Source organism: Micromonospora sp. CP22 (genome assembly GCF_009712475.1).
GTDB lineage: Bacteria > Actinomycetota > Actinomycetes > Mycobacteriales > Micromonosporaceae > Micromonospora.
The window spans coordinates 1-22,458 of sequence record NZ_VCJO01000014.1; the positions used below are offsets into that span (position 1 = coordinate 1).

General features: G+C 70.0%; 24 protein-coding genes and 2 tRNA genes. 8 read left to right on the forward strand and 18 right to left on the reverse strand.

Annotated features, from left to right (window positions below):
• The first annotated feature begins 701 nt into the window (after positions 1 to 701).
• A complete protein-coding gene (locus tag FF096_RS20290) occupies positions 702 to 929 on the forward strand; it encodes a hypothetical protein (RefSeq protein WP_155220881.1) in 228 nt (75 codons plus the stop codon).
• Positions 930 to 934: 5 nt separating this feature from the next.
• On the opposite strand, the gene FF096_RS20295 is transcribed toward FF096_RS20290, so the two are convergent.
• The 6 genes from FF096_RS20295 to FF096_RS20320 all read right to left on the reverse strand — a co-directional run bounded on the left by FF096_RS20295 (position 935) and on the right by FF096_RS20320 (position 6,355).
• Complete coding sequence (locus FF096_RS20295; RefSeq protein ID WP_155220882.1) at positions 935 to 1,732, reverse strand: carbon-nitrogen hydrolase family protein; 798 nt, start codon at positions 1,730 to 1,732, stop codon at positions 935 to 937.
• Positions 1,733 to 1,784: 52 nt separating this feature from the next.
• A complete protein-coding gene (gene clpX, locus FF096_RS20300; RefSeq protein ID WP_309223653.1) occupies positions 1,785 to 3,080 on the reverse strand; it encodes an ATP-dependent Clp protease ATP-binding subunit ClpX in 1,296 nt (431 codons plus the stop codon).
• A 207-nt stretch (positions 3,081 to 3,287) separates the two neighbouring features.
• On the reverse strand, positions 3,288 to 3,950 hold the full coding sequence (locus tag FF096_RS20305; RefSeq protein WP_155220884.1) for an ATP-dependent Clp protease proteolytic subunit: 663 nt from the start codon (positions 3,948 to 3,950) through the stop codon (positions 3,288 to 3,290).
• Between the two features lie 14 nt (positions 3,951 to 3,964).
• Entirely contained in the window at positions 3,965 to 4,606 is a 642-nt protein-coding gene (locus FF096_RS20310; RefSeq protein WP_155220887.1) for a ClpP family protease, read from the reverse strand.
• 171 nt (positions 4,607 to 4,777) lie between these two features.
• Positions 4,778 to 6,124, reverse strand: a complete 1,347-nt coding sequence (tig, locus tag FF096_RS20315) for a trigger factor (protein WP_196222591.1) — start codon at positions 6,122 to 6,124, stop codon at positions 4,778 to 4,780.
• Between the two features lie 157 nt (positions 6,125 to 6,281).
• Positions 6,282 to 6,355 (reverse strand) — tRNA-Pro (locus FF096_RS20320).
• Between the two features lie 242 nt (positions 6,356 to 6,597).
• On the opposite strand from FF096_RS20320, the gene FF096_RS20325 reads away from it, so the two are divergent.
• Positions 6,598 to 6,671: transfer RNA gene (locus FF096_RS20325), tRNA-Gly, on the forward strand.
• Between the two features lie 513 nt (positions 6,672 to 7,184).
• On the opposite strand, the gene FF096_RS20330 is transcribed toward FF096_RS20325, so the two are convergent.
• The gene (locus FF096_RS20330; protein ID WP_155220889.1) at positions 7,185 to 7,586 is read right to left on the reverse strand and encodes a hypothetical protein; all 402 of its coding nucleotides are present in this window, start codon (positions 7,584 to 7,586) and stop codon (positions 7,185 to 7,187) included.
• Between the two features lie 113 nt (positions 7,587 to 7,699).
• On the opposite strand from FF096_RS20330, the gene FF096_RS20335 reads away from it, so the two are divergent.
• On the forward strand, positions 7,700 to 7,942 hold the full coding sequence (locus FF096_RS20335) for a hypothetical protein (RefSeq protein ID WP_230462800.1): 243 nt from the start codon (positions 7,700 to 7,702) through the stop codon (positions 7,940 to 7,942).
• Between the two features lie 15 nt (positions 7,943 to 7,957).
• Here FF096_RS20335 and FF096_RS20340 read toward each other — a convergent pair whose 3' ends face one another.
• Positions 7,958 to 8,974 (reverse strand): acyl-CoA desaturase, encoded by a 1,017-nt coding sequence (locus FF096_RS20340; RefSeq protein ID WP_155220892.1) that lies wholly within the window; start codon positions 8,972 to 8,974, stop codon positions 7,958 to 7,960.
• Between the two features lie 109 nt (positions 8,975 to 9,083).
• On the opposite strand from FF096_RS20340, the gene FF096_RS20345 reads away from it, so the two are divergent.
• Both FF096_RS20345 and FF096_RS20350 read left to right on the forward strand, forming a co-directional pair.
• Positions 9,084 to 10,391: a sensor domain-containing protein gene (locus FF096_RS20345; RefSeq protein ID WP_309223654.1), complete on the forward strand. Its 1,308-nt coding sequence runs from the start codon at positions 9,084 to 9,086 to the stop codon at positions 10,389 to 10,391.
• Positions 10,343 to 10,978 (forward strand): response regulator transcription factor, encoded by a 636-nt coding sequence (locus FF096_RS20350; protein ID WP_309223655.1) that lies wholly within the window; start codon positions 10,343 to 10,345, stop codon positions 10,976 to 10,978. The genes FF096_RS20345 and FF096_RS20350 overlap by 49 nt, the downstream gene beginning before the upstream one ends.
• Positions 10,979 to 11,193: 215 nt before the next feature.
• On the opposite strand, the gene FF096_RS20355 is transcribed toward FF096_RS20350, so the two are convergent.
• A complete protein-coding gene (locus FF096_RS20355; protein ID WP_155220893.1) occupies positions 11,194 to 11,733 on the reverse strand; it encodes a hypothetical protein in 540 nt (179 codons plus the stop codon).
• 111 nt (positions 11,734 to 11,844) lie between these two features.
• Between FF096_RS20355 and FF096_RS20360 the strand changes: the two genes are divergently transcribed.
• Entirely contained in the window at positions 11,845 to 13,077 is a 1,233-nt protein-coding gene (locus FF096_RS20360) for a GNAT family N-acetyltransferase (RefSeq protein WP_375335363.1), read from the forward strand.
• Positions 13,078 to 13,173: 96 nt separating this feature from the next.
• Entirely contained in the window at positions 13,174 to 13,500 is a 327-nt protein-coding gene (locus FF096_RS27340) for a hypothetical protein (RefSeq protein ID WP_309223656.1), read from the forward strand.
• Between the two features lie 81 nt (positions 13,501 to 13,581).
• Here the strand turns inward: FF096_RS27340 and FF096_RS20370 are convergent, their stop codons facing one another.
• From FF096_RS20370 to FF096_RS20385, 4 genes are all read right to left on the reverse strand, one after another.
• On the reverse strand, positions 13,582 to 14,049 hold the full coding sequence (locus FF096_RS20370; RefSeq protein WP_155220894.1) for a ribose-5-phosphate isomerase: 468 nt from the start codon (positions 14,047 to 14,049) through the stop codon (positions 13,582 to 13,584).
• Positions 14,050 to 14,119: 70 nt separating this feature from the next.
• A complete protein-coding gene (locus FF096_RS20375; protein ID WP_155220896.1) occupies positions 14,120 to 15,325 on the reverse strand; it encodes a DUF1015 family protein in 1,206 nt (401 codons plus the stop codon).
• 108 nt (positions 15,326 to 15,433) lie between these two features.
• Positions 15,434 to 15,832 (reverse strand): hypothetical protein, encoded by a 399-nt coding sequence (locus FF096_RS20380; protein ID WP_155220897.1) that lies wholly within the window; start codon positions 15,830 to 15,832, stop codon positions 15,434 to 15,436.
• A 142-nt stretch (positions 15,833 to 15,974) separates the two neighbouring features.
• Positions 15,975 to 16,598: a disulfide bond formation protein DsbA gene (locus FF096_RS20385; protein WP_309223657.1), complete on the reverse strand. Its 624-nt coding sequence runs from the start codon at positions 16,596 to 16,598 to the stop codon at positions 15,975 to 15,977.
• 218 nt (positions 16,599 to 16,816) lie between these two features.
• Between FF096_RS20385 and pepN the strand changes: the two genes are divergently transcribed.
• Positions 16,817 to 19,366: an aminopeptidase N gene (gene pepN / locus FF096_RS20390; RefSeq protein WP_309223658.1), complete on the forward strand. Its 2,550-nt coding sequence runs from the start codon at positions 16,817 to 16,819 to the stop codon at positions 19,364 to 19,366.
• Between the two features lie 145 nt (positions 19,367 to 19,511).
• Here the strand turns inward: pepN and FF096_RS20395 are convergent, their stop codons facing one another.
• The 5 genes from FF096_RS20395 to FF096_RS20415 form a co-directional block, all read right to left on the reverse strand.
• The gene (locus tag FF096_RS20395; RefSeq protein ID WP_309223659.1) at positions 19,512 to 19,925 is read right to left on the reverse strand and encodes a DUF5130 family protein; all 414 of its coding nucleotides are present in this window, start codon (positions 19,923 to 19,925) and stop codon (positions 19,512 to 19,514) included.
• Positions 19,912 to 20,199 (reverse strand): hypothetical protein, encoded by a 288-nt coding sequence (locus tag FF096_RS20400; protein WP_155221016.1) that lies wholly within the window; start codon positions 20,197 to 20,199, stop codon positions 19,912 to 19,914. Before FF096_RS20400 ends, FF096_RS20395 begins: the two co-directional genes overlap by 14 nt.
• A 70-nt stretch (positions 20,200 to 20,269) precedes the next feature.
• Complete coding sequence (locus FF096_RS20405; RefSeq protein WP_155220899.1) at positions 20,270 to 21,733, reverse strand: amidase; 1,464 nt, start codon at positions 21,731 to 21,733, stop codon at positions 20,270 to 20,272.
• Positions 21,734 to 21,790: 57 nt separating this feature from the next.
• Positions 21,791 to 22,219, reverse strand: a complete 429-nt coding sequence (locus FF096_RS27535) for a PIN domain-containing protein (RefSeq protein WP_375335364.1) — start codon at positions 22,217 to 22,219, stop codon at positions 21,791 to 21,793.
• Positions 22,216 to 22,434 carry a type II toxin-antitoxin system VapB family antitoxin gene (locus FF096_RS20415; protein ID WP_309223660.1) on the reverse strand — a complete coding sequence of 73 codons (219 nt, stop codon included), beginning with the start codon at positions 22,432 to 22,434 and terminating at the stop codon, positions 22,216 to 22,218. Before FF096_RS20415 ends, FF096_RS27535 begins: the two co-directional genes overlap by 4 nt.
• Positions 22,435 to 22,458 lie beyond the last annotated feature (24 nt).

Below are 22,458 nucleotides of genomic sequence, written 5' to 3' on the forward strand. Positions count from 1 at the left end.
TCAAAGAAATCCAACCCCGACAACAAAAAATGTTGCCAAAGGAATCCAAACCAACCAGACACACGCCTGGCCAGCCCAGGAATCAAACAAAATTGGCACTGGCTTATCAAGCACCCTGTTGAGTTCTCAAAGAACAACCACACACCAGATCTGGCCCCGATAAGGGAACCGTGTCTGGGGCAACCGCTCCAAACTATCCGAGCCACGCTTCGAGATCAACCTGAAGGATCAGGAATCTCGTCACAAGCTCGGGCCCACGCCATCGCCCGCCTTTCGGCGTTCGGTGCTGTCGTGGAGAGCCGCAGACCGGCCGATCACTCAAGGTGACCCGCCCGGCTCCTGCCGGCTCCAGAACCTTACCCGGTCGGCCTCGCGATCGCAACCCCATCTTGCAGAGCCACTCCGCACCGCCCGGTCTCAGCCTCGCATCGACGTGGTCTCCGCGTTGCTGGCGCCCGTTCTCGGCCGGTTTGCCCCGGCCTCCCGCGTGCAGAGAGAAAGTTACGCGGACGCCCCGGATAAGGCAAATCAACCTCCGTCGATGTCGCTGATGCGGCCTCGGAGAAGCCCGACGAACACCGGCTGTCCCCCGCGTACGGGAGCGGGGTTCGCCCCGGCCCGAGTGCCCCCGGACCCAGCTCTCGGCGGACTGTCTTCGCGCCGACGACCACGAGGCGTTCCGGCGTGCCATTGTGTCTGGCATGGATGACGTGTCCCGGCCCGTAAGCCCGGTCCTCGCCGAGGACGCGCTGCTCGGCCTCCTGTTACCGATCTGGCAACTGGTCATCGGGGCCTTCGTGGTCTTCGCGGTGCTCGTCTCGATCCGCCGTCTGGCCCAGCGTGGCCCGTCCCGAATGAGCACCGCCCTGCTGATCACCGCCGCCGCCATCGCCGGCTTCGCTCTGGTCGGCGTACTGCTCCAGGGTTAACCGCGTCAGAGCCGTCGGTTCGCCAGGCTCGGCAACTCGGCGCGGATACGGTCCAGGCAGTCCAGGTCGATGTCCGCCACCGCGAGCCCCGGGCCGTCGGGCACCTGGGACAGGACCGTCCCCCACGGGTCGATCACCATGCTCCGTCCGTAACAGGTACGGCCGGGATCGTGGTCACCGGTTTGCCCGGCTGCCGCTACGAAGCACTGGTTCTCGATGGCACGGGCCCGCAGCAGCACCTCCCAGTGATCCCGCCCGGTGTGCATCATGAAGGCCGCCGGGACGACCAGCAGCTGCGCGGCGCCGGTGGTGGCCAGCTGCCGGTAAAGCTCCGGAAAACGCAGGTCGTAGCAGATGGACAAGCCCACCCGGAGCCCTTCGACATCCACCACGACCGGCTGGTCACCGGGAGCGACGGTTGCCGACTCCCGGTAGGAGACGCGCCCGGGGATCTCCACGTCGTACAAATGGATCTTGCGATAGGTGGCGGCGAGCGTGCCGGAGCGGTCGAAGACCAGCGTGGTGTTCCAGGTGCGGTCCGGGTCGGGTCCGGCCTCGTGGAAGGAGCCGGCGATCAGCCAGACGCCCCGTCGACGGGCGGCGGCGGCGAAGAAGGAACCCACTCGGCCGTCCACGGACTCCGGCGCCGGCATCCCCGCACCGGGGCCGAGATAGTCGACGTACTCCGGGAGCAGCACCAGGTCGGCACCGGCCTCGGCGGCACGATCGATCAGGGCCTCCGCGGCGGCGAGATTCGCCTCTCGGTCGTCGCGGGAGTTCAGCTGGCAGACAGCGACGCGCATGGCTGCCAGCGTACGGGGCGACTGCCGTCGGCCGCAGTGTCGAGACCTGGGATCAGGCCGACTTCTCCTCGCGCTCACGCCGAGCCCGGCGACCCGTGAACTCACGCGGAACGATTGTCGGGTTCACGTTCTCCAGCACGGCCTCCCGCGTGATCAACACGCGTGCGGCGTCGGGGTTGCTGGGCACCTCGTACATCACGGAGAGCAGCACCTCCTCCATGATGGCCCGCAGCCCGCGAGCACCCGTCCCACGGAGCATGGCCTGGTCGGCGATGGCTTCGAGGGCAGGCCGCTCGAACTCCAACTCGACGCCGTCGAGCTCGAACAGGCGTTGGTACTGCCGCACGAGTGCGTTACGCGGCTCGGTGAGGATGCGCACCAACGCGCCGCGGTCCAGGCTCCGGACGCTCGTGATCACCGGAAGTCGGCCGATGAACTCGGGGATCAGCCCGAACTTGAGCATGTCCTCCGGCATCACCTGGCTGAAGATGTCGTCGGTGGAGCGGTCGGAAACGGCCCGGAGCCGGGCACCGAAGCCGGTGCCGCCGTGCCCGGTACGCGCCTCGATGATCTGATCCAGACCAGCGAAGGCCCCACCACAGATGAACAGCACGTTGGTGGTGTCGATCTGGATGAACTCCTGGTGGGGGTGCTTACGACCGCCCTGTGGGGGCACGTTCGCGACGGTGCCCTCGAGCATCTTCAGCAGCGCCTGCTGGACACCCTCACCCGAGACGTCCCGGGTGATCGACGGGTTCTCCGACTTGCGGGCGATCTTGTCGACCTCGTCGATGTAGATGATGCCGGTCTCGGCCCGCTTGATGTCGTAGTCCGCAGCCTGGATCAGCTTGAGGAGGATGTTCTCCACGTCCTCGCCGACGTAGCCGGCCTCGGTGAGCGCCGTGGCATCGGCGATCGCGAAGGGCACGTTCAACATCCGGGCCAGGGTCTGCGCCAGGTGGGTCTTGCCGCACCCGGTCGGGCCCAGCAGCAGGATGTTCGACTTGGCCAGCTCGACACCGTCGTTGCCGGAACCCGGCGCGCCGGCCGCCTCGGCCTGGATCCGCTTGTAGTGGTTGTAGACCGCGACGGCGAGCGCCTTCTTGGCCTGCTCCTGCCCCACGACGTAGTTGTCGAGGAACTGGCAGATCTCTATCGGCTTGGGAAGCTCTTCCCACTTCACCTCGCCGGACTCGGCCAGCTCCTCTTCGATGATCTCGTTACAGAGATCGATGCACTCGTCACAGATGTAGACCCCGGGGCCCGCGATGAGCTTCTTGACCTGCTTCTGCGACTTCCCGCAGAAGGAGCATTTCAGTAGGTCGCCGCCGTCACCGATCCGTGCCACCTACGTTCTCCCTGCACTCATCGGCCGGAACCCCGGCCACGACCTGCGGACGCTGACGCTCCGCCCGTCTCTTACCCACCCGCCGGTCGCCCGGCGAAGCGGTACGGACCCGACGTTACCCGCTGCCGGAGGTTTCTCCGACCCCCAAAACGGGTGTGTCAGAGGTCGGCCGGCAACGAGCCCGACCGACCTCTGACCCGGTGCCGGTCAGCTCGCCGCGTTCGCGGCCAGCAAACCCTTCTTACGACTGGTGAGGATCGTATCGACCAGCCCGTACTCGCGGGCCTCCTCAGCCGTCATGATCTTGTCGCGGTCGATGTCCTTGCGCACCAGCTCGACCGGGCGGTTGCAGTGCCGGGAGAGCATCTCCTCCAGCTGCGTACGCATCCGCAGGATCTCCTTGGCCTGGATCTCGATGTCCGACCCCTGGCCGTAGCCACCCTCGGTGGCCGGCTGGTGGATGATGATGCGCGAGTTCGGCAGCGCCATCCGCTTGCCCGGCGTGCCCGCCGAGAGCAGCACAGCGGCCGCCGAGGCGGCCTGGCCGAGGCAGACCGTCATGATGTCCGGCCGGACGTACTGCATCGTGTCGTAGATCGCCGTCATCGCGGTGAACGAGCCACCCGGCGAGTTGATGTACATGATGATGTCCCGGTCGGGGTCCGTCCCCTCCAGGGTGAGCAGCTGGGCCATCACGTCGTTGGCCGACGCGTCGTCCACCTGCACGCCGAGGAAGATGATGCGGTCCTCGAAGAGCTTGTTGTACGGGTTGGACTCCTTGACCCCGTACGACGTCCGCTCGACGAACGACGGCAGAACATAGCGGTTGTGCACGGCCCCGAACTGGGGCGGCAGGCTCAGGTCGGTCATCGTCTGCTCCTCGATCAGCTCAGGGTCCCGGCGCCCTCGGGAACCTGGGCGGCCCCCGTGATCACCTTGTCGATGAAGCCGTAGTCGACGGCCTCCTGGGCGGTGAACCAGCGGTCCCGGTCCGAGTCCGCCTCGATCTGCGCCGGCTGCTGACCGGTGTGGAAGGCGACGCGCTCCTGGAACATCCGCTTGGTGTACAGCATCTGCTCGGCCTGGATCGCGATGTCGGCGGCGGTGCCGCCCATCCCACCCGAGGGCTGGTGCATCATGATCCGAGCGTGCGGGAGGGCGTAACGCTTGCCCTTCGTACCCGCGCAGAGCAACAGCTGGCCCATTGACGCGGCCATGCCCATCGCCACGGTAGACACGTCGTTGTCGATGAACTGCATCGTGTCGTAGATGGCCATGCCGGAGTAGACCGAGCCACCAGGCGAGTTGATCCAGAGATTGATGTCGCGGTCCGGGTCCTCCGCGGCGAGCAGCAGCAGCTGCGCGCAGATGCGGTTGGCGACCTGGTCGGTCACCTCGCTGCCCAGGAAGACGATCCGCTCCTTGAGCAACCGGTTGTAGACCGAGTCGTCGAGGTTGCCAATAGTGTCGCCGCCGCGGGCATCAACTGCCCGAATTGGCTTCGCTGGGATGTGCATGTCGGTCATGGCAGCCCTTCGCTCTCCGTACCGTCGTGTCCGACACTAACCGCTGGGCCGGTCGCCATACGCCCGGTCCGGGCACTGTTCGCTCTCAGCGCAGCAAGGCGGAAGACGTACCCGGAAAAGGGATCGGGCCACCACCCACCATGACCGGCGGACGGTGGCCCCACCCAACGATCAGTGCTCGTGCGAGTGCTCCTGCTCGCTCGCCTCACGCAGCGCGTCCAAGGAGACCACGTTGCCGGCCGAATCCTTGATCGTGATGCGCTCCATCACCGAGGCCAGCGCCTTGCCCCGCCGGACGTCGCCGTAGACCGCGCCAGCGGTGCCGGAGCGGACAAGCTGGTCGTAGTACTGCTGGGGGGCCATGCCGGCACGCTGGGCCCGGTGGACGATCTCGTGACCGAACTCGTCGTCGGACACCTGCACGTCCTCGGCGTCCGCGAGAGTGTCCAGCAGCAGCTGCACCTTGACGCCCTGGGTGGCGGCTTCGCTCAGCTCGGCGTCGATCTGCTCCTCGGTCTTCTCCTCGGCGGCGAGGTAGTCCTCCATCGAAGCGCCGATGCGCTCCAGCTGGTCGACCATCGCCTGCTTGCGGCTCTCCACCTCGTCGCGGATCACACCTTCCGGCGCCGGCACCTCGGCAGCCTCGACGAGCTGCTCCAGCGCCTTGTCCCGAGCCGCGTAGATCTGCTCGACCCGCTTGCCCCGGCTGACCCGCTCGCGCAGGTCCGCCCGCAGCTCCTCCATGGTGTCGAACTCGCTGGCGAGCTGGGCGAACTCGTCGTTCAGCTCGGGCAGCTCCTTCTCCTTGACCGTACGCACGGTCACCTGCACCTCAGCGTCACGGCCGGCGAAGTCGCCGCCGACCAGCTGGGTGGTGAAGGTGGTCTCCTCGCCGGCGGACAGGCCCACGACCGCCTCGTCGAGCCCCGGCAGGAGCTGCTTGCTGCCCACCTCGTGCGAGATGTTGCTGGCCGAGCCGCCCGGCACCTCCTCGCCGTCGACGGTCGCCCGCAGGTCGATCTGCACGTAGTCGCCCTCGGCCGCAGGACGCTCGACGGTCTTCAGGGTGGCGAAGCGCTCACGCAGGCTGTTCACCTGCTCGTCGATCTCGTTGTCGCCGACCTGCAGCTCGTCGACGGTGACCTCGATCGAGCTGAGGTCCGGCACGGTGATCTCCGGCCGGACGTCGACCTCGGCGGTGAAGTTCAGCGAGTCACCGTCGTTGAACTCGGTGATCTCGACCTCGGGACGCCCCAGCGTCTTCAGGTCGTGCTCACGCACGGCGGTGAGGATGTTCTGCGGGATCGCCTCCTGCACCGCCTCGTTGAGCACGGTGCCCCGGCCGACCCGCTGGTCGATGATCGCAGGCGGCACCTTCCCCTTACGGAAGCCGGGGATCTGGATCTGCTGACCGATCTCCCGGTACGCCTTCTTGAGGCTCGGCTCGAGCTCGACGAACGGCACCTCGATGGCGAGCCGCACGCGCGTCGGGCTCAGAGTCTCGACGGTGCTCTTCACAGGCGTACTCCTTGACGGATCTCGGTTGAGTCTGGGCGCACTTTCGGCCCATCGAGTGTAGGCGAGCCGCCACGGCGGACCAGCAGCACCCGGGGCCGACAGCGGGCGTGCCCGATGTGCCGGTCGTCCAGGTGCCGCCGTCCGGTGCTTGCGGCAGTCGGGGTGGCGGGATTTGAACCCACGGCCCCTCGCTCCCAAAGCGAGTGCGCTACCAAGCTGCGCCACACCCCGTGGCGACGAGCAGTCTATGCCGTCCCTCCGACATCAGGTTGCCGGGGAGTCACCCAACGCGCCGAACGAGGAGAACCAGGCATCCGAGCAGCAGACAGCGGGCGGCGGTTGCCCGGATGGCGCTGCCAGCACGGCGGCGACAACCCGGATGTTGCGGGCATCGGCGCGGCACGGGGATACGGCCGCGCGCCCGCCGCGGGTATTGGGTAGGCTGTCGGGCGCACCCGGTCCTCCGGGCGTACGCGGGCGTAGCTCAATGGCAGAGCTTCAGTCTTCCAAACTGACGGTGCGGGTTCGATTCCCGTCGCCCGCTCCACACCCTCCGGCCCAGGTCAACGGCACAATCGCCGACCCTGGGCCGTCCGCGTTTCAGCTCTCTTTGATCTCTTGCGCCAGTAGCACCGGCTGTGACGACCTACGAGGCGGCGATATGATCATGGATGTCTTGCTTGCCGGCGCCGCTGTGGCCTTGGTCGGATGCGCTGCCTGGGTGGCCGTCCGGAGCCGACGCGTGTCAACCGTTCGGCTGTTCGGACGGACCCTGCGTTACCCCCGGCTGTGGGCAGCAGGGGCAGCATGCATGGGCTTCTACGTTCTCGTGGGGCTCGGAACCCTCACGGAGGTAGCGCCCAGCGGTTGGCGCACTCCGAGCCGGTGGACCGGTGCCGTGCTGTTGCTGGCCGGATTGACCCTCATGGTCACCTACGGGGTCCTTGAGCATCGGGCCCGACGTCGGGTTGGTCGTGACCAGCACGTCCGCCCGTGACGAGCGCCAGCCTGGCCGACCACCGTCGATGCCGGGGCGATCGCTGCGGCACCGCCGGACCGACTACCAGTCACGCCAGCGGTCGGTGATCTCCCACCGTTTGAGCCCGCTGCCGGCTGCCACAGCGGCGACGTCGACGCCCGCGTCGGTGAGTGCCGCGTCGATGTAGTCGCACAGTTCCTCGCGCTCCCCCGTCTCGTAACCGGAGCCACCGTGGCGCTCGTCGACGCCGTTGAGCGCGACAACCACCCGCTCGACCTCGGCGAGCACGGCGACGTCCGACCTGACGTCGATCAGCGTGAGGGCCCGCTCGAAGTCATCCAGCGCGGCGTCGGTCGCGGCGATGAGTGAATCCGGGAAGAGTCGCACTGCCCAGGCGTCGCACTCGTCGAGGGTCCCAGCACGGAGTTGCGCGGTCTGCTCGTCAAGGTGGCGACGCCACTCGACCGTTGGTCGGTCAGCCATGGCCAGCAGAATGCCATGACCGTACGACACCTCATCGAGAAGAAGAGCACTGTCGTGAGCCGGGTCAGGATCCGTCGCCCAGGACGATATCCACGCCCGGTCCGTTCCACGGAGTGGTTGTCCGGCGTGCGCTGGCGCGTACCCGTCATCGGTATTCGCCCCGAGCCCGGGTGGGCTACGAGCTGCTGCTACCGGAACTCGCCGCCGGCGCGTTGCCCACCACCCCGCAGGCCCAGGCCGCCAAGGCCCTAATCAACAAGCTGACCGATGACGAGTGCGACCGTGTCGTGAACTTCGCCCAGGTCGAGGAGTTGGCGCGCGGCCGCCTGGTTCCTCCACGGTGTATCCGCTGCTGACCAGGCGACGTCGGCTCAGCGTGCCGCGTGTTCGGCGCGGGCGGGGGCGCCCACCTCGTGCAGGTGACGCAACGCCTGCCGGTAGGAGTCGATGAGGCCGGTCTGTTCGTAGGCCACCCCGATCTCGGCGCAGTACGCCTGCACGATGGGTTGGGCCTTGCGCAGGTTGGGCGTCGGCATGCCGGGGAACAGGTGGTGTTCGATCTGGTAGTTCAGGCCGCCGAGCGCCACGTCGGTCAGCCAGTTGCCGTGGACGTTGCGGGAGGTCAGCACCTGCTTGCGCAGGAAGTCCTCGTCGCCGGTCGGGTGCGGCATGCCCTTGTGGTTGGGCGCGAAGGTCAGGCCTAGGTAGACGCCGAACACGGCCTGGTGCAGCAGGAGGAAGGCGACCGCCTGAAGCGGTCTGAGGACCACCAGGAGTGCGGTGAGGTAGCCGACGGCATGCAGCACCAGCAGGGCGCTCTCGGTGCCGCGTCGCCGCACCGTGCCGTCGCGCAGGGCTTTGACGCTGGACACCTTCAGGCTGACGGCGAGCAGCGTCAGCAGCGGGAAGAACAGCGCGGCCTGGTGCCGGGTGATGAAGCCCTTCAACCCGCGTCGGCCGGTTGCCGCCTCGGCTGCCCAGATGAGCACCTCGGGGGCCACGTCGGGGTCGAGGTCGTCGTGGTTGGGGTTGTTGTGGTGGCGGGTGTGCTTGTCCATCCACCAGCCGTAGCTCATCCCGACGCCGAGGTTTCCGGCGATGAGTCCGGCGAGTTCACTGGGTCGTTTGGTGCGGAACACCTGCCGGTGCGCCAGGTCGTGCGCCACCAGCGCCACCTGGGCGAACGTGACCGCGAGGAACACGGCCGTGAACATCTGCCACCAGGAGGAGCCGATGGCGAGGAAGGCCGCCCAGCCACCGAGGTACATGACCGCGACGACACCCAGGCGGAGGGCGTAGTAGGCGGGCCGACGCCGCATCAGTCCCGCGGCGACGATCCGGCGGGAGAGTACGGCGAAGTCGCTGCCGGTCGTGGTGATGGTAGTCATGGCTTCAGCCAAGCGCCCTCGGCCTACATCGTCAGGAGCGCTATCCCCCGCTGTAGAGGTGGTGCTGGCACCACCGACGAACGCGGTCACCGTGGGCAGAATGTGACGGGTGGATGTGGTCGGAGCTGGTGACCGGATGCCCCCGTGGGTCCGTCGAGGGCTGCACTCGGTGCTGGCCGGGGTGGCCGCGATCGGTCTGGCCCTCACGAACGGTCCGCTGCTGGTGCTGTCGATCGTCGCGTTGGTGCTGGTTCCGGTGCCCTTCCTGGGCATGGCGCTGGTGTCGTGGACGACGACGCTGGTCAGGAAACGCGCCGATCTTGAGCGGCGGCTCGCCGCCCGGTCGGGTGTGCCGGTGGCTCGTCCGTACCATCCGCCTCCGGAGCGGGCCGTGCCCGGCGGTTGGCGACGCTTCCGGTGGACGGTGACCGACCCGGCCACCTGGCGGGATCTCGCCTGGCTGGTGCCGGGGGCCGTCGTCGCGATCGTCCTCGGCGCGATCGCGTTGGCCATACCGCTGTACGGGCTGATGGGGCTGACGCTGACCCCGTTGTGGATCTGGCTGGGGACCGGCTGGTACGGCTACGGCACCGTCTGGTCCGTCGACACGTCCGGTGAGGCACTGCTCTGCCTGCCGCAGGGTGCCGCCATCCTGGCCGTCGGCCTGTGGGTAGCGCCGTGGCTGCGACGCGTCGACGCCTCCTTCGCGCGGCTTCTCCTCGCGCCCACCCGGGCCGCCGAACTCCGGATGCGCGTCACCCAGCTGACGGTCACGCGCGCCGGCACGGTGGACGCTCAGGCCGCCGAGTTGCGCCGCATCGAGCGGGACCTGCACGACGGCATCCAGGCCCGGCTCGTCTCGCTGGGCATGATGATCGGCCTCGCCGACGAAATGATCGACCGGGATCCGACCGCGGCGCACGCGATGCTCAATGAGGCGCGTGCGGCGAGCGGTACGGCGTTGGTCGAGCTGCGGCATCTCGTACGCGGCATTCACCCGCCCGTCCTGGCGGAACGTGGCCTGGAGGGCGCGGTGCGTGCCTTGGCGCTCAGCCTTCCCGTGGCGGTCACCGTCGACGCGGACCTACCCGGCCGGCTCGACACTCCGGTCGAGTCGGCGGCGTACTTCGCCGTGGCGGAGACCCTGACCAACGTGGTGCGGCACAGTCGCGCGCAGCACGCGTGGGTGTCGCTGCGCCACGGGCAGGGACGGCTGGTGCTGGTGGTGACCGACGACGGTGCCGGTGGTGCCGATGCCGCCGCCGGCACCGGCCTGCGCGGTATCGAGCGTCGCCTCGCCGCCTTCGATGGCACGATGGCGCTGTCGAGCCCGCCCGGCGGGCCCACCGTCGTCACCATGGAGCTACCGTGCGCGTTGTCATCGCCGAAGACCACGCACTCCTTCGTGACGGACTGACCCGGCTGTTGCAGGCGTTCGACTTCGACGTCGTCGCGTCCGTCGACAATGGTCCGGCTCTGCTGCCCGCCCTGGTCACGCACCGGCCCGAGGTGGCGGTGATCGACGTCCGTCTCCCACCGACCTTCACCGACGAGGGTCTACAGGCCGCGATCGCCGCCCGGACCCGGATACCCGGGCTGCCGATCCTCGTGCTCTCCCAGCACGTCGAGCCGTTGTACGCGCGTGAGCTGCTCAGCACGCCGCAGGGCGGGGTGGGTTACCTGCTCAAGGATCGCGTCTCCCACGTCGGCGAGTTCGTCGACGCCGTCCGCCGGGTCGCCGCGGGCGGCAGCGCCATGGATCCCGAGGTGATCGCCCAACTGCTCGCCCGCCGGGAGCCGCTGGCGGTGCTCACCGCCCGGGAGCGGGAGGTGCTCGGTGAGATGGCCGAGGGGCGCTCCAACGCCGCCATCGCCACCAAGCTCCGCATCACCGAGAAGGCGGTGAGCAAGCACATCAACAACATCTTCACCAAGCTCGACATGCCGCCCTCCGACGACGACAACCGTCGGGTGCTGGCCGTGCTGGCGTATCTCGACGCCTGATCGACGGCGCCCCCGGGCCGCCCGAGGAAGGGCAGCAACGGGGGATGAATCACGTCGGGCTGGGTATGAAGCCCGCGGTCCTGGTGGAGTGACGACCTCGGTCGCGGTGCCACGCGACCATTCCCGGGCGGACCGGCCGACGGGTCGGTCCGCCCGGCGTCGCCACCGGGGTGGCCGACCCGTCGGGCCGCGCCCCGCTCGCGGGGCGGTGGACCTCAGGTGGTCAGCCAGTTCCAGGCGTCCATGACCCACTGCGTCTGTTGCAGGTACGCGACACCGAGACCGGTCAGGAAGACCGCCGTGACCAGGTGCGCGCCACGGGCGGTGCGCCGCACCCGGCCCAGCTGCCGTTCCAGCACCACCCGGCCGAGCAGCCTGGCCAGGGTGAACAGACCCGCCGCGACCAGCATGCTCAACACGAAGATCACCACCGGTCCGACGAGGTCGCCGCCGCCGGAGATCGCCCAGATCCCCCAGCACACGAACGCGAACAGCGCCCCGGCGGCACTCCACTCACCGCCGCGCTTCAGGCGGGCCACGTGCCAGCTCAACGGCCTGCGCGGCTCCGGTTCGCCGGGCCAGCCGGTGCCGGTCGGCGTGTGCTCCACCGTCGGGAACGGTTCGGTACGCGGTGCCCGCGCACCGACCTGCGCCACCCCACGGCGGTACGGGTCGCGCTGCGGCGGCACCCCGTCAACGGGCTGCGGCGGCACCTCGACGGTTCGCTCCGCCCACGGCTGCGTCTGCTCGGCCATGTCGTCCCCTCCCCTGTCACCGGCGGCGCCCCCGGACGCCGCTGGAGACTTCGAGGGTAGCCAGCCCGCAAATCGGTCGCCCGACCCACACCGATCGGCTAGACACGAGCGGTGACCATCTCCACCCTGCCCATCGAGGCTGCCCGCGCCGAGGACTACGACGAGGTCGGTCGTTTCCTCGCCGCTGTCTTCCATCAGAATGTCGAGCCCGAGGTTCACGAGGCCGAACGCGCGATCTTCGAACCGGAGCGGGCCCTGCTGGTGCGCGACGGATCAGAATTGGTGGCCAGCGCTGCGGCGTACACCCGGGACCTGGGCGTACCCGGCGGGGCGGTTCCTGCGGCGCACGTCACCCTGGTGGCGGTCGCGCCCACGCACCGTCGACGGGGCCTGCTCACCGCGATGATGCACCGCCAACTACGTCAGATTCACGACAGCAGCCGGGAACCGATCGCGGTCCTCTGGGCCAGCGAGGGCCGGATCTATCCGCGCTTCGGCTACGGCCTGGCCGCGCAACGGTTCCACGTCTCCGGCGAGACGACCGAACTGCGGCTGCCGGCCCCGACGCCGGACGAGGGCCGGCTGCGCCTGGATTCGCCCGCCGACCGACAGGCCGACCTGGCCCGGGTGTACGACGCGGTCCGCGCCGATCGTCCCGGCTGGTCCTCGCGCGACGACCGCTGGTGGCGGTACGTGCTGGTCGACCCGGAGGCCCACCGTGGCGGTGCCACCGCGCGACGGGTGGTGCTGCACGAGGGGCCCGACGGAGTCGACGGGTACGGCCTGTTCCGCACCAAGTCCGACTGGGCGGACGCCGGTCCGAACAGCCTCGTCACGGTCGACGAGGTGGTGGCGAGCACCCCGGCCGGGTACCGGGCGATCTGGCGGATGCTGCTCTCGCTCGACCTGACCCGTCGGCTGTCCTGGATGCGGGCCGCCGTTGACGAGCCGCTGCTGCGGCTGGTCAACGAACCGCGTCGGCTCGACTTCCGGCTGGTCGACGCGCTGTGGGTACGGGTGGTGGACGTGCCGGGCGCACTCGCCGCCCGGCGCTACGCCGCCGACGTCGACGTGGTCATCGAGGTGACCGACGAGCTGCTGCCGGAGAACACCGGTCGGTGGCGGCTGCGTGGCGGGCCGACCGGGGCCAGCTGCACCCCGGCGAGCGGACCGGCCGACCTGGCCTGCGACGTACGCTGCCTCGGTGAGCTGTTCCTCGGCGGCGTGACACCGGTCGCGCTGGCCGATGCCGGGCGGTTGCGCGAGCTACGCCCCGGCGCGCTCGCCGCCGCCAGCCCCGCCTTCGGCTGGCACCGTTCCCCCTCCGCCATGGAGGTCTTCTGACGGTGTCACCGCCGGTCGATCGTGCAGCAGTGGCGGATGGTGCGGTTTGCCACGACCACAACTGCATGATCGACCGGGCGAAGGTACGGTCGGGGGGTGGCGGACGGCGGGGAACGGCGGCGACGGCGACACCGGCATCACGGCGCTCAGGGTGGCGCGGGCGACGCTGCGGCGGCAGCCACCACGGCCGGGGTGCACGACGGTGCCGAGGCCCCGCGTGGGCGACGTAACGGCGCTCCCGAGGAGAGTGAGCGCGGGCTGCGTGGGCTGGTCGGGTCCGGCTCGTCGCAGGTGAGCGTGACCGCCGCGATGCGGGCCCGGGACGCCGCCCGACCCACCGACGAGGATCTCGCCGAGGCGGCGGAGCGGGTCGTGATCGTCCGCCGTAACTGGACCCCGCGCGACGAACTCCCCCGCCGCTGAGGCGCCTCTGTCCGGGCCGGGTGGTCACACCTCGGCGGCCACCCGAACCCGGATCAGACGTGCTGGTCGGGGCCTCGTGGATCAGGGCAGGTCGGGCAGCTGCCCGGTGCGCTCGTAGTCGGCGACCTGGGCGATCCGACGGGCGTGCCGCTCGCTGCCCGAGAACGCCGTGGTCAGGAACGCCTCGACGATGGCGGTGGCCTCGTCGAGGGTGTGCTGGCGGGCACCGACGGCGACCACGTTGGCGTCGTTGTGCTGCCGACCCAGCTGGGCGGTCTCGACGCTCCACGCCAGCGCCGCCCGCACCCCCGCCACCTTGTTCGCGGCGATCTGCTCGCCGTTGCCCGAGCCGCCGATGACCACACCCAGACTGCCCGGATCAGCCACCACGCGGGTGCCGGCGTGCAGGCAGAAGGCCGGATAGTCGTCCTCGGGGTCGTAGGCGTGCGGGCCGACGTCGACCACCTCGTAGCCCTGCTTGGCCAGGTGGTTGGCCAGGTGCACCTTCAACTCGAAACCGGCGTGATCGGATCCCAGGTAGACGCGCATACCGCGCAGTCTGTCAGGCCCGTCCCACCGCGTACCGCCGGGGCGGCGCCGGTGAGACGGGCCGGACGGTTCAGGAGCGCTCGGGCAACTCGGCGACCACCAGGCCGCCGCGTGCCTTCGGGGTGAACCAGGTGCTCTTGCGGGGCATCTTCTGCCGGGCCAGGTTGACCGCGACGAAATCCTCGACGGTCACCGGGGCGATGAGGATGGCTAGTTCGGCCCGACCGGCCTCGACCTCGCCGGTGAGCCAGCTCGCCGGGTAGTCACCGCCGACGTAGGTGATCCGCTTGTCGCCCGGATCCAGACCGAGGGCGTCCCGCAGCAGCAGCCGCTCGACCAGGGCGTGGTCGAGGTTCTCCAGGCGGCTGTCACCGGTATGCGGCAGCGTCACCGCGTACGCCTGGTCGGGAAGCTGGAGCACGACGGTGCCGCCGGTCGCCGGGACCTCGGCCGGACCGTCGAGGGCCGCGATCTGCGCGCCAGCGGCGGCCAGCCGCTCCAGCAGCTCTCCCGGCGTGGTGGTCAGCTCGCTGACCAGGCGGTTGTACGGCTGGATGGCCACCGACGCGGGGGTGGTGACGACCGCCAGGAACCGGGACATGCCACCGATCTGCGCGGCCAGGCTGCGGTGGTTGCCGTCGGCGACCACCAACTCGCCACCACCGGCCAGGGCGGTCAGCTCGTCCTGCTGCGGGCCGGGGCCGACCAGCCAGATGGCGTGGGTACGCCCGGCCTGGTCGGTGTCGGTGGCGGCGGGCGCCCCGGCCGCCTCGGTGGCCGCCGCGAGCGCGGCGTGCAGCTCGTCGCCACGGCCGGTCTGCAGCAGCAGTACAGGCGAGAGCAGGTGGCCCAACGCCTCGGCCAGCGCGACCCGCTCACGCACCTTCGCGATGAAGACGTCCTCGTTGCGGATGACCAGGCCGGGCTCGTCGGCATTGGTGGAGATCTGGTCGGTGTCGACCAGGGCGAACAGGCCGTAGGCGGTCTCCTCGCCCGGCGCGCTGATGCGGTACAGCACCACCACCTGTTCGGCCGGGGTGTAGCTGCCGTCGGCCTTCGCCTCCGCGAGTCGGCGCACCGCGTCCGGCAGGGCGTCGGCGAACGACTTGCCGAGGCTCTCCGGGGCCTTGTGCGGCATCTCGATGCCGAGGGCGCTGTGCGGATTCGCCTCGATGATCGCGGTGATCTCCGCGTCGTCGGCGAACTCGTCGTAGTTCTGGGCGCCGGTACCACCGGTGGTGATCCAGGCTCGGGTGATCGGGTGCACGACCGTCATGACCGTTGACGCTACCGGCGGCCGGTCGGGGCCCGCCGCCGGACCCACCCATAGCCCACCAGGTGAAAGCGTGCCTGCTCGACGCCCGCCAGTGCGCAGGCGCCCCGGTCACCGCCCGGGGTCCACCGCCCGCCGATGCCGGCCCCCGGACGCGGGCACCACGACCGGACGGCCCGTGGAGATCGGTCGCGGGCCCTGGTTACGGACCTCCCGCCCCGGCGGCGTCAGCCGGGAGGTCACCGGCACCCGGGCGACCCCCACCACGGTCGGCCTGCCCAACACCCCGGACGAGTTCGGGGACCGGTCACGGCGGGCGGGCGGGGTGTCCCCCCACAGCCCCGGCTGCGGGCTGGGCACCCGCTCCGTCGGCTCCTCCCCCGGCGTCGACCAACGCGCGGGCCGCTCCTGTCGGGGGGCCGGCCAGCTCAGCCGCGCCGCCGCTACGGCACCGCCGGGGCGCTCCTCACGAGTCCAGGGATCGTCGGCCGGGGCACGGTGTCTGGCCATCTGGCACCTCCACGAGCTGACGGGCTGCGGCCAGCGGGCACGGGTGCCGCCCGCCGGTTTCGCCGCGGACACCCGGTCAAACGAACCCCGGAAGGCACCGGTGACGCCTGGCCGGCCCGGAGCGCGGCGTCGGCGACACCGGTCAGTCGAAGATCGGCTCCAGGTCGCGGCTGCGCTTGAGTTCGAAGAAGCCGGGGGTGCCGGCGACGAGCAGGACACCGTCCCAGAGACGACCGGCGGCCTCGCCCTTGGGTGCCGGGGTGATCACCGGCCCGAAGAAGGCGACCTGCCGACCGTCGGGCCCGGGCGCGTGGATGACCGGGGTGCCGACGTCGGTGCCGACCGGCCGCATCCCCGCCTCGTGGCTGGCCCGCAGCGGCGCGTCGAGGTCGCGGTCCCCGGCCACCTCGGCCAGCGCCGGATCCAGGCCGGCATCGGTCAGGGCGGCGACGTACAGCTCCGGTCCGAGCGACTCCTTGCCGAGGTGGATGCGAGCACCCAGGGCGGTGTAGAGCGCCCGCACCGCGTCGGCGCCGTGTCGCTCCTGCACGGCGACGCAGACCCGCACCGGACCCCATGCTTGACGCATCGACTCCCGGTAGTCGTCGGACAGTTCCCGGCCCTCGTTGAGGACCGACAGGCTCATCACGTGGAAGCGGACGTCGACGGGGCGAACCCGTTCCACCTCCAGCAGCCACCGGGATGTCAGCCACGCCCAGGGGCAGATCGGGTCGAACCACATGTCTACGGTGACGCGCTCGTTCACGACGGGGTCCCTTTCGCGCTGGTGACGCCGGGTGCACCGGCGTACTTCCGATCTTGCTCCCGTTTCACCGCCCTTACCCAGGATCGACCCGTGACCTCGCCCACCACTACCTACCCGTACATGGAAGACTCAGGCCCGGACCGGCCGTCACGAGCGGTCGACGGACCATGCGACCGTGACGGACGGCGTTAGTGGGATGGAGACGAACAGTGCCGGGAGTGCGCAACCTGACGCAGGTCGAGGCGACCGAGCGGGCCCGCCTGCTCGACGTGACCGGGTACGACATCAATCTGGACCTGTCCAGTGCCGTTCACGCCGCCGACGGTCGTACCTTCCGGTCGACCACAGAAGTGCGGTTCCGCTGCGCAGAACCGGGTGCCAGCACCTTCATCGAGGTGGCGGCCGAATCGGTCCGCTCGGCGACGCTCAACGGCGACCCGGTGGACCTGACCGACTTCTCCGCCGAGAAGGGGCTCACGCTGACCGGCCTGGCCGGCGAGAACACGCTGATCGTCGACGCGGACTTCGCGTTCTCCAACTCGGGGCAGGGGCTGCACCGGTCCGTCGACCCGGTCGACGGTGAGACCTACCTCTACAGCCAGTTCGAGACGGCCGACGCGCAGCGGGTCTTCGCCTGCTTCGACCAGCCGGACCTGAAGAGCGTCTACACCTGGCACGCCACCGTTCCGGAGCACTGGAAGGTGATCTCCAACATGCCGGTGGAGCGTGAGGAGCCGGCGGGCGAGGGCCACAAGACCGTGCACTTCGCCACCTCGGCCCGGATGAGCACCTACATCACCGCGCTGTGCGCCGGGCCGTACCACGAGGTCAGGTACACCCACGACGGCATCGACCTGGGTTACTTCTGCCGGGCGAGCATGGCGCAGTACCTCGACTCCGACGAGCTGAACCTGGTCACCACGCAGGGCTTCGACTTCTTCCACGAGCAGTTCGGGGTGCGTTACCCGCTGCCCAAGTACGACCAGCTGTGGGTGCCGGACTTCAACGCCGGTGCGATGGAGAACTTCGGCTGCGTGACCCACGCCGAGTCGCACTACCTGTTCCGCTCCCAGGTCACCGACTTCGAGTACGAGCAGCGGGCCAACACCGTGCTGCACGAGCTGGCGCACATGTGGTTCGGCAACCTGGTCACCATGCGCTGGTGGAACGACCTGTGGTTGAACGAGTCGTTCGCCGAGTGGGCCAGCCACTGGTGCAACACGCACGCCACCCGCTTCACCGAGGCGTGGACGACCTTCCTGTCCATCCGGAAGAACTGGGGCTACCGGCAGGACCAGCTCTCCTCCACCCACCCGGTCTACTGCGAGATGCCCGACCTGGAGGCCGTCGAGGTCAACTTCGACGGCATCACGTACGCCAAGGGCGCCAGCGTGCTCAAGCAGCTGGTCGCCTACGTCGGCGAGGAGGCGTTCCTGGCCGGTCTACGCGCCTACTTCGCCCGGCACGCCTGGGGCAACGCCACCTTCGACGACCTGCTGTCCGAGTTGGAGACCGCCTCCGGCCGCAAGTTGACCACATTCGCCTCCCAGTGGCTGGAGACCGCGCAGGTCAACACCCTGCGTCCCGAGCTGACCATCGGCGCGGACGGCGCGTACCAGCAGGTACTGGTCCGTCAGGAGGCACCGGAGGGCCACCCGACCCTGCGTACGCACCGGATCGGGGTGGGTCTCTACGACCTCCGCGACGGTCGGTTGGTGCGCCGTGAACGGTACGAGGTCGACGTCGACGGCGAGCTGACCGAGCTGACCGAACTCACCGGCGTGCCCGCCGCCGACGTGCTGCTGCTCAACGACGACGACCTCAGCTACACCAAGCTGCGGTTGGACGAGCGGTCGATGTCGACGGTGGTGCAGCACATCGCCGGTCTGGAGTCGTCGCTGGCCCGAGCACTGTGCTGGACGGCCGCCTGGGACATGACCCGCGACGCCGAACTGGCCACCCGCGACTACGTCGCCCTGGTGCTGGCCGGGTTGCCCGCGGAGACGGACATCAACCTGGTCACCGCGACGCTGCGCCAGGTCAGCAGCGCCCTGACCTTCTACGCCGAGCGGGACTGGGCGCCCACCGGCTGGGCCGACCTGGCCCGCACCGCGAAGACCGCGCTCGCCGCGGCCGAGCCGGGCAGCGGCTTCCAGCTGGCCTGGGCCCGCGCGTACGTCTCGGCGGCCCGGTCCGACGAGGACCTGGCCGTGCTGCGCGGCTGGTTGGAGGGCACCCAGGTGACCCCCGGGCTGACCATCGACACCGAGCTGCGGTGGAGCGTGTTGCAGGCGCTGGTGGCCAACGGCGTGGCCGGCCCGGCGGAGATCGAGGCGGAGCTGGCCCGGGACAAGACCTCCAGCGGTGAACGGGAGGCCGCCTACGCGCACGCGCTGGTGCCGACCGAGGCCAACAAGGCCGCCGTGTGGGCCCAGTTGACCGGCCCGGAGGCGTTGCCGAACTGGCGGCACCGGGCACTGTTGCAGGGCTTCAGCCACCCCACGCAGGTGGAGCTGGTGACGCCCTACCGGGACCGGTACTTCGCCTCGGTCGGGCAGGTCTGGGCGACCCGGGACAGCGAGCCGGCGCAGGAGTTCGCCATGCTCATGTACCCCGCGTACCTGGTGGAGGAGGAGACCGTCGAGGCCACCGACGCCTGGCTGGCGCAGGAGGGCCACCCGGGCCCGCTGCGGCGGCTGGTCGCCGAGGGCCGCGACGGCGTGGTCCGGGCGCTCGCCGCACAGGCCTGCGACGCCCGGGCGGCCTGACCGCACGCAGACCTCGAAGCCGGCGTGGGTAGGAGCCCACGCCGGCTTCGCTGCCTGGCCACGGTGAGAATGGGCGCGTGATCCTGGGCACGCAAAAGCCCGGCCGCACGCGAGGCGGGCCGGGCTTTTGTCGTAGAGGTCGGGCTCAGCCCTTACCGGCGTAGCGGGAGAGCTGGTCGAGGCCCTGGATGATGCCGCCGGCGAGGTCGCCGCCACCGAACGCGGCCACCATCGACAAGGCGGCGATCTTGGCGTACGTGTCCGGGACGCGCTTGCGGGCGTACCGACCGGTGACGATCTCCAGCTGCCGCTGGTTGGGCGAGATCGCGATCAGCACCGACAGGTCGGGCTCGGCGAGCTGCCGGTGCAACCGCTCGGCGTGCTCCCGGATCGGCTCGTCGAGGCCACCCACGTAGACGGAGAAGACCAGGCCGGTGGTCCGGTCGGCCAGCCGCAGCGCCTCGTCGATGCGCAGCAGCTGGCGGGTCGAGAACGGCCCGTCGAGCACGTCGGGCGGGGTGTCCGTCCCGGCCGCGTGCTGCTTCTCACCAACGGTCACTTGCGCCTCCGGTTCCACCGGTCGGTGCTTCGGCGCCGACCTGTCCCTGCGTGCTGCTGGTCAGCGCGGGCGCCTGTGCCCCCACCGACAGCGAGGTGCCCGCGGAGTCGGCCAGCTCCTCTGGCCGCCCGAGGAACCACACCGGCGTGAAGCTGAACGGTCGGCCAGGCCGGTAACGCTTGGCACCGCCACCACCGTGGCCCTGGCTACCCGCGTAGACAAGGCCGGTGATCACCAGCACGATGGCTGCCGGGATGCCGACGAAGACCAGCAACGTGTCGGTTACAGACAATCCCAACGCCCCCAGGCGGAAAGAGAGACCTTTGATCGAATCGGGTGGCCGATCATCGTGGTGACCTCCCGACTCCGCTGTCATTCACGTTAGCGGAGCCGACGCTCCGCCAGACTGCGGGGTGCCGATCCCACCCGCCACTGGAGGACTCCAGTTGCGCAGCGGTCGCGATCAGTCTCGCATCGTCACCGTAGTGACCGGTGAGCAGCACGCCGACCGGCAGCCCTTCGGCGGTCACACCGACCGGCAACGAAACGGAGGGTTGGCCGGTGACGTTGAACACCGCGCAGTACGGGGAGAAGCGGCGTTGCCGGTCGAAGTCCTCCGCCGGGGTGCGTCCCTGGGTGAACCAGCCGACCGGCACCTGTGGCGCCGCGAGGGTCGGGCAGAGCAGCAGATCGCACCCGGCGGTGCGGCGGACACCGAGGCGTACCTGCGCCTGGATCTCGCCGAGGGTCGCGGTGAGGGTGCCGGCGGAGATCTCGGCGGCCTGCGTCCGCAGGAACCGGGTCAGGGGCAGCAGTTCGGACTCCCGCTGCGGCGGCACCGGGGTGAGCGCGAGGACGTACCAGACGATCTCGAACAGCGGCCACACCTGCGGGCCGAGCGGTGCCGACACCTCCACGACCTCGTGCCCGGCGGCGGCGAGCAGCGCGGCGGCCCGGTCCACCGCCGCGACGCAGTCCGGGTGGACCGGTTCGTCGGCGAGCATCGGGGTGGTGAACCGGCCGACCCGCAACCTGCCCGGCTCGGCGGCGCGGGCGGCGGCGAGATAGCCGCCCGGCGGCGGTGCCGGCGGCAGGTACGGCTCGCCGGGCACCGGCTCGGCCAGCACGTCCAGCAGCGCGGCCACGTCGGCGACGGTGCGGCCGAGCGGTCCATGGGTCGGCAGGCCGAAGGCACCGAAGCCGAGCGGACCACCGGAGACCAGTCCTCGGCTGGGCTTGTAGCCGATCAGCCCGCACAGCGACGCGGGGATCCGCAGGGAGCCGCCCCCGTCGGAGCCCTGTGCCACCGGCACCAGGCCCGCCGCCACGGCCGCCGCCGCGCCACCGCTCGATCCACCGGCGGTGTTGGCCAACGCCCACGGATTGCGGGCCGGCGGTGCCACCAGGGTCTCCGAGTACAGCGAGCAGCCCAGCTCAGAGGTGGTGGTCTTGCCGAGACTGACCATCCCCGCGGCCCGCATGAAGCGCACCACGTCGGCGTCGACGGGCGGCACGAAGTCGACGAAGGCGGCCGAGCCGAAGGTGGTGCGGACACCGGCCGTCAGGGTCAGATCCTTGATCGCCGTCGGCACCCCGTGCAGTGGTCCACGCTGGTCCGCCGGCACCGCGTCGGCGGCCCGGGCGGCATCCCGGGCCAACTGCGCGGTGACGGTGACGAAGGCACCGACCGTGTCGCCGAGCGCGTCCACCCGCCGCAGGTGATGCTCGACCAGTTCCAGGCTGGACAGCTCGCCACGGGCGATCGCGGCGGCCTGCTCCAGCGCGGTCAGATCGTGCGGCTCGGCCATGCCGCCATCCTGCCCGCTCCGGCCGCGCCACGCCGCCTCGACACGGGTGTCAGCGCCTCAGGAGAGAGTTCCCGGTGGGGACACCCACTCCGAGCGCGGTCCACCCACCTCCGCCAACAGGTCGAAGTCCCGGTCGTAGTGGAGAACGGTCGCCGCGTACTCAGCGGCCGAGGCGGCCACCATGAGATCTACCGGGCTCGCGGCTCGGTGGTGTCCCCGGGCGGTCAACGCCAGTTGCAGGTCCCAGGCTCGGGTTGCCACGGCCGACGTGATCGGAAGGTCGATCATCAGCTCCGCGCGGCGGGCATGCACTGTCATCGCATCTCTGCAGTCGCGAGCGCTGCGTCCATCCTCCAAATCCAGCGGGAGGCAGGTCGCGGCCAATCTCTCTTCGAGTAGTGCTCGGATCCGCTTTCCGACGATCGGTTGGCGAAGACGACCCCAGGCCGAGGTGTCGATCAGGTACAGGCCGGGTGGAGGACTCACGCGGCGTCCCGCTCGCCGTCCGGTGTCTTGTCGTCCGCCAGCAGTCCGGTCCAGTCCCGATCGATGGAGAGCAACTCGCGGATCGCCTCCATCCGCTCGCCGCGCTCGGCGACCATCCGGAGCGCAGCATGGATGGTGTCCTTCTTGCTCTTGGTACCCAATTCACGACGGGCCCGCTCGAGCAACTCATCATCAAGGTCGATAACCGTCTTCACGGCACCGAGTATATACCGGATCCG